This is a genomic window from Sphaerotilus microaerophilus (genome assembly GCF_023734135.1).
Taxonomy (GTDB): Bacteria; Pseudomonadota; Gammaproteobacteria; order Burkholderiales; family Burkholderiaceae_C; genus Sphaerotilus; species Sphaerotilus microaerophilus.
The window spans coordinates 3,242,192-3,256,836 of record NZ_AP025730.1; the positions used below are offsets into that span (position 1 = coordinate 3,242,192).

At 62.2% G+C, this 14,645-nt stretch carries 8 protein-coding genes and 2 CRISPR repeat arrays; of the genes, 1 reads left to right on the forward strand and 7 read right to left on the reverse strand.

The window, feature by feature from the left end:
* Positions 1-21 precede the first annotated feature (21 nt).
* Complete coding sequence (locus tag NGK70_RS14025; RefSeq protein ID WP_251969153.1) at positions 22-501, forward strand: Lrp/AsnC family transcriptional regulator; 480 nt, start codon at positions 22-24, stop codon at positions 499-501.
* Positions 502-577: 76 nt separating this feature from the next.
* Here the strand turns inward: NGK70_RS14025 and NGK70_RS14030 are convergent, their stop codons facing one another.
* The 7 genes from NGK70_RS14030 to csy1 form a co-directional block, all read right to left on the reverse strand.
* Positions 578-1,132: a hemerythrin domain-containing protein gene (locus tag NGK70_RS14030; protein ID WP_251969154.1), complete on the reverse strand. Its 555-nt coding sequence runs from the start codon at positions 1,130-1,132 to the stop codon at positions 578-580.
* Between the two features lie 133 nt (positions 1,133-1,265).
* On the reverse strand, positions 1,266-2,231 hold the full coding sequence (locus NGK70_RS14035) for an agmatinase (protein WP_251969155.1): 966 nt from the start codon (positions 2,229-2,231) through the stop codon (positions 1,266-1,268).
* A gap of 172 nt (positions 2,232-2,403) precedes the next feature.
* A CRISPR array of direct repeats spans positions 2,404-5,976; the repeat unit is 28 nt; unit sequence TTTCTGAGCTGCCTACACGGCAGTGAAT.
* A gap of 97 nt (positions 5,977-6,073) precedes the next feature.
* On the reverse strand, positions 6,074-7,087 hold the full coding sequence (locus tag NGK70_RS14040) for an IS701 family transposase (protein WP_251969112.1): 1,014 nt from the start codon (positions 7,085-7,087) through the stop codon (positions 6,074-6,076).
* Positions 7,088-7,170: 83 nt separating this feature from the next.
* Positions 7,171-10,500: direct repeats of the CRISPR family, unit length 28 nt; unit sequence TTTCTGAGCTGCCTACACGGCAGTGAAT.
* A gap of 129 nt (positions 10,501-10,629) precedes the next feature.
* The gene (gene cas6f / locus NGK70_RS14045) at positions 10,630-11,208 is read right to left on the reverse strand and encodes a type I-F CRISPR-associated endoribonuclease Cas6/Csy4 (RefSeq protein WP_251969156.1); all 579 of its coding nucleotides are present in this window, start codon (positions 11,206-11,208) and stop codon (positions 10,630-10,632) included.
* A gap of 3 nt (positions 11,209-11,211) precedes the next feature.
* The gene (csy3, locus tag NGK70_RS14050) at positions 11,212-12,255 is read right to left on the reverse strand and encodes a type I-F CRISPR-associated protein Csy3 (RefSeq protein ID WP_251969157.1); all 1,044 of its coding nucleotides are present in this window, start codon (positions 12,253-12,255) and stop codon (positions 11,212-11,214) included.
* A 16-nt stretch (positions 12,256-12,271) separates the two neighbouring features.
* The gene (csy2, locus tag NGK70_RS14055) at positions 12,272-13,354 is read right to left on the reverse strand and encodes a type I-F CRISPR-associated protein Csy2 (protein ID WP_251969158.1); all 1,083 of its coding nucleotides are present in this window, start codon (positions 13,352-13,354) and stop codon (positions 12,272-12,274) included.
* Positions 13,347-14,645, reverse strand: a complete 1,299-nt coding sequence (csy1, locus tag NGK70_RS14060) for a type I-F CRISPR-associated protein Csy1 (RefSeq protein WP_251969159.1) — start codon at positions 14,643-14,645, stop codon at positions 13,347-13,349. The genes csy2 and csy1 overlap by 8 nt, the downstream gene beginning before the upstream one ends.

Genomic DNA, 14,645 nt, shown 5'->3' on the forward strand with positions numbered 1-14,645 from the left:
ACATGCCACAATCCGCAGATCATGCGAGACATCAAAAACGCTCTGCAATTGGATGCGATCGACCGGCACATCCTGGCCGAGCTGCAGCGCGACGGCAAACTCTCCAACGTCGAGTTGGCACAGCGCGTGCACCTCTCGCCGTCAGCCTGCCTGCGCCGGGTGCGCCAGCTGGAGGAGGAGGGCGTGATCGCCCAGTACGTCGCCCTGCTCAACCCCAAGGCGGTGGGGCAACACGGCACCAGCTTCACCATCATCAACCTGGAGACGATGAGCAACCAACTGCTCGGCGCCTTCGAGCAGGCGGTGCGCGACGAGCCCCGCGTGCTGGACTGCTACTACGTCGCCGGCTCCAACGACTACCTGATCCGCTTCGCCTACCGCGACGCCGAGGACCTGGAGCGCTTCCACACCGAGGTGCTGATGCACCTACCGGGCGTGGCGCGCTCCAACTCCATGCTGGTGCTGCGCACCGTCAAGAAGACCACCGCGCTGGCGGTGTGAGGCGGGCATGTGAAGCGGGCATGAAAAAAGCCGCCCGGTCGGGGCGGCTCGTTCGGTCTGGTCGGGCCGAGCTGGCTCAGGCCTTGGCCCGACGGCGGCTTGCCGCACCGTCACGGCCGCTGCCGGCATCCGCCGGGGCCGCCATCTGCTTCTTGGCCTCGGGGTAGATCAGCGACTCTTCCAGGTCGATGTGGTCCAGGTACAGCGCCTTGAAGACCGGCAGCGCGGCGCGCAGCCCGTCGAGCTGGTACCAGCTGTAGCCCTTGGAAATCGCCTCCAGCTGCGGCTCCAGTTCCAGCCAATCCTCTTCCAGCCAGCCATGGTCCTGCTGCAGGCGTTGCACGTGCTGCACCAGTTCCGCATCGGCGCTGGCGAGCAGCCCCGGGAAGATCATGCGCTCTTCATCGAGGTGGTGCTGGCGCCCGTTCTCGTTGAAGAACTTGACGATGTCCGCAGCCAGCGTCTGCGCCTCGCTATCCACGCCCTTGTCTTCCAGGTGATCGATCAGGCGGGCCAACTCGTCCAGGGTCTTCAGCACCTCCCGGTGGCAGCTGTCCAGCGCCTCGAACGCGGTCGCCGTGACGGCGGTGACAGTGGCGGGGGCAGCAGACGCAGTGGCAGTCACGGACATGGCAGGCTCCTTTGAGGATTCCCCGGGGCGGGGCGATGGCGCATTCTTGCCGCGGTGCAACATTTCGAGTTGCGCAATGTCAAAACCTGCGTGCTGTGGCCTCGGTCACACAACACTTGGCGCGCGCAGGCTCTCAGGCGTGGCCTGCCGACGTCCCGTGGTGTCGGATGTGCCCGCACAGGTAGGTCCACACCAGCGTTGCCGCTGCCAGCGAGGTGATCTCCGCGTGATCATAGGCCGGCGCCACTTCCACGCAGTCCATGCCCACCCACGGCAGGTCGGCCAGCGCTTCCAGCAGGCTGAGCACCTGGTGGCTGCTCAGCCCACCCGGCTCGGGCGTGCCGGTGCCCGGGGCAAAGGCCGGGTCCAGGCAGTCGATGTCCAGGCTCAGGTAGAGCGGCGGCTCGCCGGCCGCGCGCCAGCGCTGGCGCAGATCCTCCGCAATGGCAACCAGCTCAGCGGGCCGGTCGACCCCGCGCAGCGCACGCGCCGTGTGAATGCGACCGCCCCGGTCGGCCACGTACTCCCGCGCCGAGCGCTCGCCGGACGAGCGGATGCCGATCTGCGTGAACAGCTCCGGCAGCACCAGCCCCTCATCGAAGGCCTCGCTCACCCAGGTGCCATGCCCGCTCGGCTCACCGAAGTGGTCCGCCCAGGTGTCGCAGTGCGCATCAAAGTGCAGCACCGCCAGTGGCCGACCCAGCCAGGCGCGGTAGGCCCGCAACAGGCTGAGCGTCACCGCATGGTCCCCCCCCAGCCAGACCATGTGGTGCTGCGGCAACAGCGCCGCCACCTGGAGCTCCAGCGCCGCGCGCAGCGCCGGCAGCGCCGTGTTGGGCAGCGGCAGGTCGCCCAGGTCGCCCAACCAGGGCAGGCCACCTGCCCCACCCGCATCCAGCGGGCTGACATCGAACAGCGGGTGAATGCCATCGCACAGCATGTGGCTGGCCTGCCGGATCGCGCGCGGCCCGAACCGCGCCCCCGGCCGGTTGGTCACCGCCCCATCCCAGGCGATGCCCGCCAGCGCATAGCGCTGCCCGGCCGAGGCCGAAGGAGCCTTGAGGAAGTTGGCGGCGCTGCGGAAGGCGAAGTCGGTCATGGTGCGAGGGCGGGTTTGGTCGTGGTCGAACGCCAGGCCGAAAGAATTTCGGACACAGTGCCAAGCCTACCCGCGTTCGGGCGTCACCCCGTACGAGAAGCTGAAGTTGCCGTGGATGATGCTCCCCGCGGCCGGCATCGCGCGACGCAGTATTACCACCGACAACTCATTTTTTCTGCGCTGCCTACACGGCAGTGAATCCCGACGCGTACAGTTATTGAAACGGGTCCAATTTCTGAGCTGCCTACACGGCAGTGAATCGCGCCTCGGCCTGCGCATGGCGGTGCCGCAGTTTCTGAGCTGCCTACACGGCAGTGAATGGGCTCTCGTTGATGAGGTGACGCAGCGGCTCTTTCTGAGCTGCCTACACGGCAGTGAATTTCTCGCCGGTCTCGGGGTCCACGGTGTTGTATTTCTGAGCTGCCTACACGGCAGTGAATACAGCATTTCGGGGCGACTCCGGGGCGGCACTTTTCTGAGCTGCCTACACGGCAGTGAATATCCCACGGCAGTTCTTCCTCCTGCTGGCCGTTTTCTGAGCTGCCTACACGGCAGTGAATCACGCGACCAGTCCACCGCTAGCTTTTCCTCATTTCTGAGCTGCCTACACGGCAGTGAATTACCGCGCCCCCCGCTGCGGCATCACGACGATTTTCTGAGCTGCCTACACGGCAGTGAATCAGGGCTGGATGCCGGTGTGGCAGGTGAGCTTTTTCTGAGCTGCCTACACGGCAGTGAATGTCCGCCAGCACGACAGGCGCGCCCGCAGGTATTTCTGAGCTGCCTACACGGCAGTGAATAAGGCCGAAGGTGTGCGCGCGCTGTGGGAGAATTTCTGAGCTGCCTACACGGCAGTGAATGACGGCGCCGACGGCGTCAACGGCACCCGCACTTTCTGAGCTGCCTACACGGCAGTGAATGCCGGGCGTGGACCCGTTGACGAAGGAGGCATTTTCTGAGCTGCCTACACGGCAGTGAATCGAGTGGCGCAGCGTGTGCACGGTCGCGCGTTTTTCTGAGCTGCCTACACGGCAGTGAATCTGGCCGGCGGCCCATGCGCTGGCGTCGATGATTTCTGAGCTGCCTACACGGCAGTGAATGGCGCGGGCTGCGGCCTCCAGTGCCTGCATGTTTTCTGAGCTGCCTACACGGCAGTGAATGCAGATCGTGCCGAAGTCGGCCGTGCCTGCCGCTTTCTGAGCTGCCTACACGGCAGTGAATAGAGGCCAGGGATAATTCTGTTGGCGATGAATTTTCTGAGCTGCCTACACGGCAGTGAATTCCTCAACTGCGCAGCCGTGCGTGCGGCAAATTTTCTGAGCTGCCTACACGGCAGTGAATGGCATCGGCACCCACTCGCTGCGCGCCTCGCTTTTCTGGGCTGCCTACACGGCAGTGAATGTCGGAGGGAGAACGGGCGAATTCGTCACGGGCTTTCTGAGCTGCCTACACGGCAGTGAATCCTGGTCGAGCGCGCCGAGCACGATCACCAGCATTTCTGAGCTGCCTACACGGCAGTGAATGCAAGGACCCAGCCTGGGTGCGCCTGGTCGACTTTCTGAGCTGCCTACACGGCAGTGAATTCTGTCTCGATGATGCCCGCCGTGGCGTTGACTTTCTGAGCTGCCTACACGGCAGTGAATGAGGAGACCGAGAAGTACCTGGTGCCGCAGCAGTTTCTGAGCTGCCTACACGGCAGTGAATGTAGATGGCGGCACCAGGGCGCCGCGCAACAATTTCTGAGCTGCCTACACGGCAGTGAATCACAACGCGGCGCCCGGCAATGTCGATGCGCCTTTCTGAGCTGCCTACACGGCAGTGAATGTCCACCGCGGGCCGATCCTGCCGGGCGTAGATTTCTGAGCTGCCTACACGGCAGTGAATCTGCGCAGTCGGGCCGGTGAGATGGCCTACAATTTCTGAGCTGCCTACACGGCAGTGAATTGTGGCGCGCGCAGGTGGCGCGCAATGGCTCTTTTCTGAGCTGCCTACACGGCAGTGAATGCAAGGGGCTTGGTTCGGTTGATTTCCCGCTCTTTCTGAGCTGCCTACACGGCAGTGAATGTTCAAAGCCTGCGACGCGGCCCTGGAGTCCTTTTCTGAGCTGCCTACACGGCAGTGAATATCAGTGACGTGATCGCAGCGAGCCTCGCTCATTTCTGAGCTGCCTACACGGCAGTGAATATGACTCGTGGCGCGACATCGAAGGTCTCCAATTTCTGAGCTGCCTACACGGCAGTGAATTCGGGCTGGACGGCCGACACCGTGCGCAACGATTTCTGAGCTGCCTACACGGCAGTGAATCTTACCACCCCATATAACGGCCAGGAGGGCAATTTCTGAGCTGCCTACACGGCAGTGAATATAGACCGGCAGCTCATGATGTTCAATCGAAATTTCTGAGCTGCCTACACGGCAGTGAATCGAGAGCCCGCTGGCCGGGCGTGATGTGGCCTTTTCTGAGCTGCCTACACGGCAGTGAATCTCCACCCAGGCGTCAGGCAGCGATGACTCGTTTTCTGAGCTGCCTACACGGCAGTGAATTCGCCGGATCAGAAGGCGCAGGCCATCCGAGATTTCTGAGCTGCCTACACGGCAGTGAATCGCCTTCCTCGTCACTGCGGCTTTCTCGTCACTTTCTGAGCTGCCTACACGGCAGTGAATATCGTGCGCACCCCGAAGCGGCGCACTGCACCTTTCTGAGCTGCCTACACGGCAGTGAATAATCGCACACTCTCACCGAGCTGTTGCGCCGTTTTCTGAGCTGCCTACACGGCAGTGAATGGTAGGCCAGCCATTCAGGCGAGCCCTGGATCTTTCTGAGCTGCCTACACGGCAGTGAATTGCAGGTCGGCGGGTGCAGGTCGGCGGGTGCATTTCTGAGCTGCCTACACGGCAGTGAATTCTGCGCGGATCTCTTCACGCATTTTTTCTTCTTTCTGAGCTGCCTACACGGCAGTGAATGCCTGCCATGCAGGACACGCCGAAGTCCGCCATTTCTGAGCTGCCTACACGGCAGTGAATGGTTGCATGCGTCTAGCTGGTGACTCACGTCATTTCTGAGCTGCCTACACGGCAGTGAATATTCTGTAGACCCGCGATAAACACGCGGGGCATTTCTGAGCTGCCTACACGGCAGTGAATGGACCGTTTCCGATCCATGTATGTATTATCATTTTCTGAGCTGCCTACACGGCAGTGAATCACGGGGCAGTGTGTGTAAGCCTATCAGGCTATTTCTGAGCTGCCTACACGGCAGTGAATCTCAAGCCCCGGATAATCGGGTTAGTGCGTCATTTCTGAGCTGCCTACACGGCAGTGAATGACCAGATCGGCCGCCCACTGCGCATCGGTTCTTTCTGAGCTGCCTACACGGCAGTGAATGCGCGATGGCCTCGACGTGCTTTGCAGGAAGATTTCTGAGCTGCCTACACGGCAGTGAATGATAACTTGGCGTCACTGCGCGCGAATCTCCTTTTCTGAGCTGCCTACACGGCAGTGAATTCGACTATCACCAGCGCAAAGCGGGGCTTGGTTTTCTGAGCTGCCTACACGGCAGTGAATTGGGCCAGCCCGGATTGCACGTTTCACTCCAATTTCTGAGCTGCCTACACGGCAGTGAATACAAAGTGCGGACACGATGCGGATGACGCGCGTTTCTGAGCTGCCTACACGGCAGTGAATTGGCAGCGAGGTGCAGCCCGACACCGGCGGGCTTTCTGAGCTGCCTACACGGCAGTGAATCCGTACAGGCGTGATTCGATGCGCTGCAGGCTTTTCTGATAGGACTTACGCAGGGTCACTTCAGCTAGCGCAATGATTCGCCATTTCGACTCAATATGTCAGATGGGTGCCATGCGAATGGTTGGTGACCGAAGTTCCTTCTTGAGGAATTCCGAGAGGATTCCCTTCTTCAGGCTGTAGATGTTTGTCTTCAGCGCTTTGGCCGTCTCGCAGAGGTGGACCCAGGCCAATATCGCGCAGGCGATGTGATTCTTCTGTGACCGGGCCATTCTGCACTGACATTTTTCGATGCCAAGAACCTGCTTGATCTCCCTGTGGTACTGCTCAATCTTCCAGCGCACGGCACACATCTCATGCGTATCGTCCGTCGAATCTTGAGATAGGTCGTTTGTCACAACCCAGTCCGTGCGATTGGTATCAACCACAACCCGGAACAGTTTCAGCTTGATGTCACTGGGAAACTTGAACAGTTTGACGTGTTTGCCATGCACATGTTCTTGGGCACTCCACTGCAGCGTACTGACCGCCTTGTAGGGCTGCTGGCCTTGGCTGTCGTCAACCTTGCGATTGCTCTTGAGCGGGCAGTAGAAGTGCTTGCCCGCCCGGTGGATGTGCTTCATCAGATCCATGGTGGCGTACCAGGAGTCCATCAGCACGGTGCGAAAGGGCAGCTTCTTGTGCGCCATGGCATTGTCGAACATCTCCTGGACATGATCCAGCTTGGACTTGCCGTCTTCGTCAGGCGCATAGATGCGCCAGTCGATGATCCAGTAGTGGCCGGTCTTGATGTTCACGTACAGGCAGTTGACCACCCCAATGCCCTTGATCAGGCCGTGGGCGTTGCCGCTGTACTGTTTGCGCACCAGCTCGATTTTGTGCGAGTGGTTCTTGTCCAGAACGCTGTCATCGAAAACCAGGCAGGCATCGTCGTCAAATTCGATGTTTCGTCGGGCCAGATTCCAGACATCGGCCGGGCTGATATTGGCAGCCTGCAAGTAGCGATTTATGGCGTCATGAGAAAACCTCTGATGGTGATCCGCAAAATAGGTCTGCGTGTAGTTGATTTGTGTGGATATCAGAAATTGGCAGTAGTCTCGGCTCGTGGGTTTCATGGTGAATATATTATCACAAATACCACGAAATCGGCGCCGATATATTAAATAATCTAGTTTGATTTAAACGTTTGCGTAAGTCCTATCTGAGCTGCCTACACGGCAGTGAATGCGGCAGGTCGGCGATGGCCTTGATCGCGACATTTCTGAGCTGCCTACACGGCAGTGAATACAGATTGGTATGGCATGACGGTTTACTATTTTTTCTGAGCTGCCTACACGGCAGTGAATGCCTACAACGCGGCGCGGTTCAGGCGGATCACTTTCTGAGCTGCCTACACGGCAGTGAATAGGATCGGAGTGAAGCGTCATGGCTGACGACTTTTCTGAGCTGCCTACACGGCAGTGAATTCACCGGCGGTGCCGAATCCGCCCATGGTTGTTTCTGAGCTGCCTACACGGCAGTGAATCGTCCGCCCGCCGGATCGCCGCCCCGACAGCGTTTCTGAGCTGCCTACACGGCAGTGAATTTGCACGCCCTCGCGAACAGCGAAGTGGCGAATTTCTGAGCTGCCTACACGGCAGTGAATGCGCACAGGCTGCACGCGCTGGCCAACAGCGATTTCTGAGCTGCCTACACGGCAGTGAATGCCGAAGGGCAGCGCGCGGTCGCTGCGTTGCCTTTCTGAGCTGCCTACACGGCAGTGAATGGCCCGGCTGTCATCGGCCAGCGACGCCTGCATTTCTGAGCTGCCTACACGGCAGTGAATGCAAGCCAGGCCGCATCTCCGCCATGCACCAATTTCTGAGCTGCCTACACGGCAGTGAATAGCGAGCCGCTGCTCTTCCTACGGCTCGACCATTTCTGAGCTGCCTACACGGCAGTGAATGACAGGTCGATGTCACAAACTCGCATTTCACATTTCTGAGCTGCCTACACGGCAGTGAATGTTGACAAGGGTGCGCACTCCAATGTACTTAACTTTCTGAGCTGCCTACACGGCAGTGAATGGGGCTGTACAGCGCCGGTGCGTTCGTCACCCATTTCTGAGCTGCCTACACGGCAGTGAATTGCGCCTGTATGGACTCGACGTGCGACGCATTTTTCTGAGCTGCCTACACGGCAGTGAATGTCTCGGCGCTGGCCGACCGGGCGAACAGCGATTTCTGAGCTGCCTACACGGCAGTGAATGACCAGTGCGCAAAGCTGCACGCGGAGCGGGCTTTCTGAGCTGCCTACACGGCAGTGAATGCCAGCAGGCCCGATGCCTGCGCCTGCGTCTCTTTCTGAGCTGCCTACACGGCAGTGAATGGCGTAGGCGTCCATCGCCACCTTGGCAGCCTTTTCTGAGCTGCCTACACGGCAGTGAATACCGGCAAGGCCTTTGACGCGATGCGATCCAATTTCTGAGCTGCCTACACGGCAGTGAATGGCAGGGCGTGCTGTTTGGCGGCGATGCGCCCTTTCTGAGCTGCCTACACGGCAGTGAATGGCCCAGACCTGCACTACTGCGCAGCGCACCTTTTCTGAGCTGCCTACACGGCAGTGAATGGGTTGGTACTCGCAGCGCTACTGATGGCCATTTTCTGAGCTGCCTACACGGCAGTGAATTTTCATGTGCCGCTGAATGGTCCAGTCGAACATTTCTGAGCTGCCTACACGGCAGTGAATGGTCGCGGCTGCAGCTGACCGATCTTGCGGATTTTCTGAGCTGCCTACACGGCAGTGAATGTCAAGCTCAGCCTGCGCCTCTGCAGCCAGGCTTTCTGAGCTGCCTACACGGCAGTGAATGCCGTCTTCGGCGATTCCCAGGATGGCCTTCATTTCTGAGCTGCCTACACGGCAGTGAATCCCGGCTGCCGCCAGGTAGTCGACGTCGTGACTTTCTGAGCTGCCTACACGGCAGTGAATGCAACGCCGCATCACGCAGACGCATACGGACATTTCTGAGCTGCCTACACGGCAGTGAATACTAGACGTGACATCCCCCTGAGCGTCAACGTTTTCTGAGCTGCCTACACGGCAGTGAATTTCGGCTTGCGCTACGTCCAGAGCAACGACGTTTTCTGAGCTGCCTACACGGCAGTGAATGCCAGCTACCTGCGTCGGCAGATCGTCAACAATTTCTGAGCTGCCTACACGGCAGTGAATGCAGTCAGATAATCCTACAGCAGGTGCCAACGTTTCTGAGCTGCCTACACGGCAGTGAATGGCGGCGCGCTTGACGTTGCGCACGCGGTGGCTTTCTGAGCTGCCTACACGGCAGTGAATTGCCGTAGTGGCGCACTCCGGCCCCGCTCGCTTTTCTGAGCTGCCTACACGGCAGTGAATTCGAAGGTGGCGGCGTTGCTGCTGCACGTGCTTTTCTGAGCTGCCTACACGGCAGTGAATTGGCGGGACACGCCGAGCTCACGCGCCAGCTCTTTCTGAGCTGCCTACACGGCAGTGAATTCCAGGGTCATCAGGCGGGCGTCGACGGCGGATTTCTGAGCTGCCTACACGGCAGTGAATGGAGGTGCTCCCATGAGCGGCCGACGGGTGCATTTCTGAGCTGCCTACACGGCAGTGAATGAACTCCGGCCCAGCCATGATCCCGCCGGACCTTTCTGAGCTGCCTACACGGCAGTGAATCGGGCGAGTAACTGCCCATGGCCCATCGGCGATTTCTGAGCTGCCTACACGGCAGTGAATGCCGCCCAGGATCACAGCGGCGTGGCCGAGCTTTTCTGAGCTGCCTACACGGCAGTGAATTGCCATTCGGTATCGGTGGCGTGCTGCTCGATTTTCTGAGCTGCCTACACGGCAGTGAATCTCAAGGACTCCGGCCTGGAGGCGCATCCCGATTTCTGAGCTGCCTACACGGCAGTGAATATCGACACCATGCGGGCAGCTGGGCACCAGGTTTTCTGAGCTGCCTACACGGCAGTGAATCGCCGCGCATCGAAGCGGCCGAAGGGCCTGGATTTCTGAGCTGCCTACACGGCAGTGAATCCAGGTTGCAAGAGCGCAGGAACCGCTCTTGCATTTCTGAGCTGCCTACACGGCAGTGAATTGACGGGATCTGACCGTGGCTGGCCCCGTTGATTTCTGAGCTGCCTACACGGCAGTGAATCTTGTCGATGTACATGGGTGCTCCTTCGATCATTTCTGAGCTGCCTACACGGCAGTGAATTCGCCATGCGCCAGCGACGTATCGGCCAGCGTTTTCTGAGCTGCCTACACGGCAGTGAATCTGGTTGCGCACATGGTCCGACACGGCGCCGATTTCTGAGCTGCCTACACGGCAGTGAATGTGGTGCGAGGCCGACACAGCCAATGCCGAGATTTCTGAGCTGCCTACACGGCAGTGAATCGCTTTTCCTCAACGCCACCGTCCGCCTTGGTTTTCTGAGCTGCCTACACGGCAGTGAATACACAACGAGCGCAATCACTGACATCGCCACTTTTCTGAGCTGCCTACACGGCAGTGAATCAGGCTCCTTCCGCTGCAACTCATTGTCGCAGCAAGGAATTCGGCTTGAAAGGGGGTGGCGGCCCTCTTCTTGACGGGCCGCCTAAGTGGTTGATTTTTAAAGAGCTTCCGGAGCTCCCGGAAAAAGGGTCAGAACCAGGGCACGGTGGCGCCGAGGCTCAGGCCGTAGGGGCTGAAGGTGCCTGGGAGGGGGTGAGGCAGCAGGGGGCCATGCTCGATGAAGAGGCGGAAGTTCTGGTCCGTGCTGCTGCTGCGCAGCTGCACCCAGGGCAGCCGCAGGGTTTGGGCGACGCTGTCGGGGATGCGTTGTGCGGCTTCGGCGGCGTCCAGCTGGTGCCGGCGGGCCAGGCGGCGGCGCAGGCGCTCCGGGCTGCTTTGTGCCTGGACCCGGCGCACGACGCGGTGTTGGGCGCCTGCCGGCACCGGGGCGACGGGAGCGGGCAGGCTGTGGTCGCGCATGCCCGACAGCCAGTCACTGGCCAGCAGGGTGTCGAGCGCGCTCGCCTCTCCGTGCAGGCGCAGCCGTTCGCCCAGCTGCAGGGCGCGACCAGTGCCAACGTGCCCCGGGAAGCTCGCTCCCAGGCGGCCACCCAGTTGCGCGCTGTGGCTCACCAGCGCTCGGTGCAGCTTGGCGAACAGGGCATTCATCAGCAGCGGGGCCGGGAAATCGGGGTCCGGTCGCAAGGTGATGTCCACGTAGTGGTCCATGGCTCAGTCCTTGCCGGCGTCGCCGAACACGCCACCCCGGATCAGCGTGGCCATCACGAAGTGCTGCTGTTCCACCGGCGGCACCTTGTCCTTGAGCAACCAGTTGTCCAGCAGGTTGTAGAAGTCGAGCTTGTCGGTCGGGCGCCGGCAGGCCTTGCCCAGGGTGGTGACGGAGCCGTAGGGCTCGACGGCGATGGGGCCGACTTCGGCCACGTCCGGGTGCCAGGTGTCGATGGTGCGCAGCGCGTTGCCGAGCTTCTGGGAGTGGATGCCGGCCACGTCGTGCACGGTGTACAGCGTCTTGCTTTTCTTGCTGGCCGCCTTGTCGAGCAGGAGTTCCTGGGAGGGGAACACCTCCTGCCCGGCGCCGACGCGGGCAAACGCGGTCACGGCCAGCAGCACGTGCGCCTGCCCGGCCAGGCCCTTGGCGATGAGCGCCGCGATGTCGCCAGCGGCGGTGGCGGCCTCGGCGGGCAGGTCGAAGTGGCGGGTGGGCAGGGTCAGGGCATCGAAGGTCCAGGTGGCCGCAGCGTCCCCGCCGACGATGTGGCGCACCTGCACCTCCACCTGCTCGGCGCCCACGCGGTTGCGCCACAGGAAGCGGCCGTTGGCCAGGTTGCAGGCGTAGCGGCGCGCCAGCTCGTCAAACCCCTGCGCCTGCACGTAGCCCTGCACCGTGGCAAGCAGCTTGACCTGGTAGTCGGCGTTGTTGCAGGCCGACGGGGTTCCGGCGCCGCCGAGCACGCGCAGCGTGAAGCTCACGCGCAGGGTGTCGGCCTCGGCGGGCAGGGTGGCGACGTCGACGGTCTGAGGATTCGGAACATCGAGAGGCCGATCGAGCTTCGCTGCGTCGGTGGATCCTGCCTTAGTTCGGTGCGACATCGTGCCGCGTACGGACTTCTCATGCACGGAAACGGGCGTCCAAGCTGCAACATCGGCCCGATCGACCCAACGGCCAGATGCAAGGAGAGCGTCAGAAGGGTCCAGCTTGCGGTCGAAGGCGAGAACGGTCGGGGTCTTGAGCGTGGAGGAAACGTTGGTGGCCATGGTGAACTCCTTGGGTTTACTGGTCGGAAGAAACGGGTTGAACGTCCGGCGATGCATTGCTGCGCCGCGCCAGGTGAAGGGCGTAATCGTTGGTGCAGAGGTACAGGCCCTGCTCGTCGGGGCGCTCGGCGAACCAGAACAGCTCGGTCGGCGCGCGCAGGCGGTGCGGGCTGAGCCACTGGCCGATCGAATAGACGCTCTCGACGAAGCGGAAGGGCACATGTGGGTCACGCGCGCCGGCCACCGTGCCGGGCTCGTGCAGCGGTGCCAGCGCGGCAAAGCCGACGGGAATGGGCACGATCCAGCCGGGCCGGGCGTCCTGCTGCCAGTCGGCGGGCTGGGCGGCCTCCGGGGCTGGCGGCGCTGCACCGTCGGGGCGCGGGTGCAGGACGGCGCGATGGTTCCAGCGGGAGAGGTCCAGCCAGGCATCGAGGCGGCTGGCCCCGGGCGTGGCGGCCAGCAGCTCGGCATGCCGGGCCTCCAGCAGGTCGTGACGCGACACCAGCGCGAAGCCGGGCAGGCAGCGGCGCGCGATGCGGCGGAAGGCCTTGCGGGCTTCTTCCTCGTCCGCTGGCGTCAGCACCAGCTCCGGCACGGGCCGCCGGTGGGGGCCGCCCGGCGTGTCCGCCAGGTGAGGCAGTACCGAGCCGCCCGCTACCCGCATGCCGGCCACCTGTTCAGCCACCCGATGCACGAGGTCGCTGCGCGCCGCCGCGTCCAGCAACGGCGATGCGACGCGGGCCTGGAACACCAGCGTCAGCTCCAGGTGGGCACGGCCTTCCTCCACGATCGCGCTGGTGCTGCCATCGTGGCCCACCGGGTTGCGCGTGAGGGCGAAGCTGCGCGTGTAGCCGCCTGCGCTCACCTGCGGCTCGAAGCCGTGGCACACCACCCCCACGCCGTCCAGCGTGATGCCGGCGCCGCGGCCGAGGCGCCGCTCCAGCGCCGTCATCAGGCCCAGGAAGGCGGTGATGGCCGGGAAGCCCCAGGTCATCGGGCTGGAGATCGCGTTGGCGTTCTGCACCCGCAGGCGCGGCAGCACCAGCCAGGCGGGGTTGGAGGGCTCTTCGGGCTGCCGCGTGAGGTCGGTGTCACTCATCGTGGGCCTCCCGGAGGTCGTCTTCGATCTGCTCCAGCGCCAACTTGCGCCAGTGCTGGTACTCGGGGTCGCCCATCGGCAGCGGTTTGCGCAGGCGGGCGTTCAGCCAGTTGGCAAAACCGGCAGCGATGCGCTCGGCGGCCTCGTCGGTGATGGGCACCGCCGCGGCCCCCTCCTCGGTGCCCGCCCCAGGGTCCAGCCACAGCCGCTCGGCGGCGCTCAGCCGGCAGGCGGGGTCTTGGCTCCAGCCAGGGGCGAGGCTGCGCACTTCGGCGGCGAGGTGGAGCAGCTCATCGAGCAGGTCGGCGACCAGGGTATCGATGCGCGTGCGGGTCCTGATATTGGGCGCGGGGTCCGAGGCGAGGAAATCGCGCAGCATCCGAACCAGCCTCACTACCTCGCGGCGGCGGCCATAGCGCTGGAAGACGCTGTCCACGCCATGCACTGGCTGGACGGCGACGGTTTTCCAGACGGGTGGCAGCGACGCGAGCAGGTAGTTTCTTCCAAGGCGCTCGCTGTTGAGCTGGCTGATGTTCAGGGGCTTGGTGCCACCGAGTTTTTGCACCGCCAGTTCGCCATATTCACGCACCGGTCTCGGGTGGAAGCGGCCGGCCTTGCGAGCTTCCCATGCCGCCTTGGCCTCGTCGCCGAACCGGTCCAGCTGAACAGTCTGGTAGACCCGGTGCGCCAAGGAGGTCGCGTACAGAGGCGCCAACAGATGAAACCCCGTGTCGTCGTGGGCATCCTCGCCAGTCAGCCAGTAGAACTGCTTGGCCAGGGTATGTGAAGCGGGCCGGCCGCGCTGCTTGGCCACGCCAGCAAAGGCATCCAGCCAGGACCGGGCCTGTTCGGCGTCGTCCGTCAGCGCTGCGGCCAGGTCGGCGTCACCGGCCACCGCGAGATCCAGCAGGCTGCGGCCATCAAGGCTCAGCTTGAGGAATTTGTAGACGTCCAGCGCGGCGGCATTGCCTGCCACATCGCCTTCGAATGTGTCACATAGGCAATGTGTTCCGACGACACGATGGTCTGGCAATTGGCTCGGTGCCGTGTAGACGTTGGTGCCCTTGGCTGACGGGTGAATAGGCTTGAGCGAGTGAGTGACGGCCTGAATCTGTACCGAGCGATTGGCCGCGTCATCGATCCAGGTGGCATATTCAAATTTCAAGCGCAACTTGGCGCGTTTGGTGTCACCTTCCTTCAGTTCATCGAGCTTTTCGTCGAGCTGACTCTGGAGAAACTCCGAAATCAGCGCCCGGATGGCATCGACCCGTGGTCGATGGATGGTTTCCAT

What these genes read in the sequence shown, in the direction of transcription:
- NGK70_RS14025 (WP_251969153.1), top strand. Translation starts at nt 22, where the DNA reads ATGCGAGACATCAAAAACGCTCTGCAATTGGATGCGATCGACCGGCAC.
- NGK70_RS14030 (WP_251969154.1), bottom strand. Translation starts at nt 1,132, where the DNA reads ATGTCCGTGACTGCCACTGCGTCTGCTGCCCCCGCCACTGTCACCGCC.
- NGK70_RS14035 (WP_251969155.1), bottom strand. Translation starts at nt 2,231, where the DNA reads ATGACCGACTTCGCCTTCCGCAGCGCCGCCAACTTCCTCAAGGCTCCT.
- NGK70_RS14040 (WP_251969112.1), bottom strand. Translation starts at nt 7,087, where the DNA reads ATGAAACCCACGAGCCGAGACTACTGCCAATTTCTGATATCCACACAA.
- cas6f (WP_251969156.1), bottom strand. Translation starts at nt 11,208, where the DNA reads ATGGACCACTACGTGGACATCACCTTGCGACCGGACCCCGATTTCCCG.
- csy3 (WP_251969157.1), bottom strand. Translation starts at nt 12,255, where the DNA reads ATGGCCACCAACGTTTCCTCCACGCTCAAGACCCCGACCGTTCTCGCC.
- csy2 (WP_251969158.1), bottom strand. Translation starts at nt 13,354, where the DNA reads ATGAGTGACACCGACCTCACGCGGCAGCCCGAAGAGCCCTCCAACCCC.
- csy1 (WP_251969159.1), bottom strand. Translation starts at nt 14,645, where the DNA reads ATGGAAACCATCCATCGACCACGGGTCGATGCCATCCGGGCGCTGATT.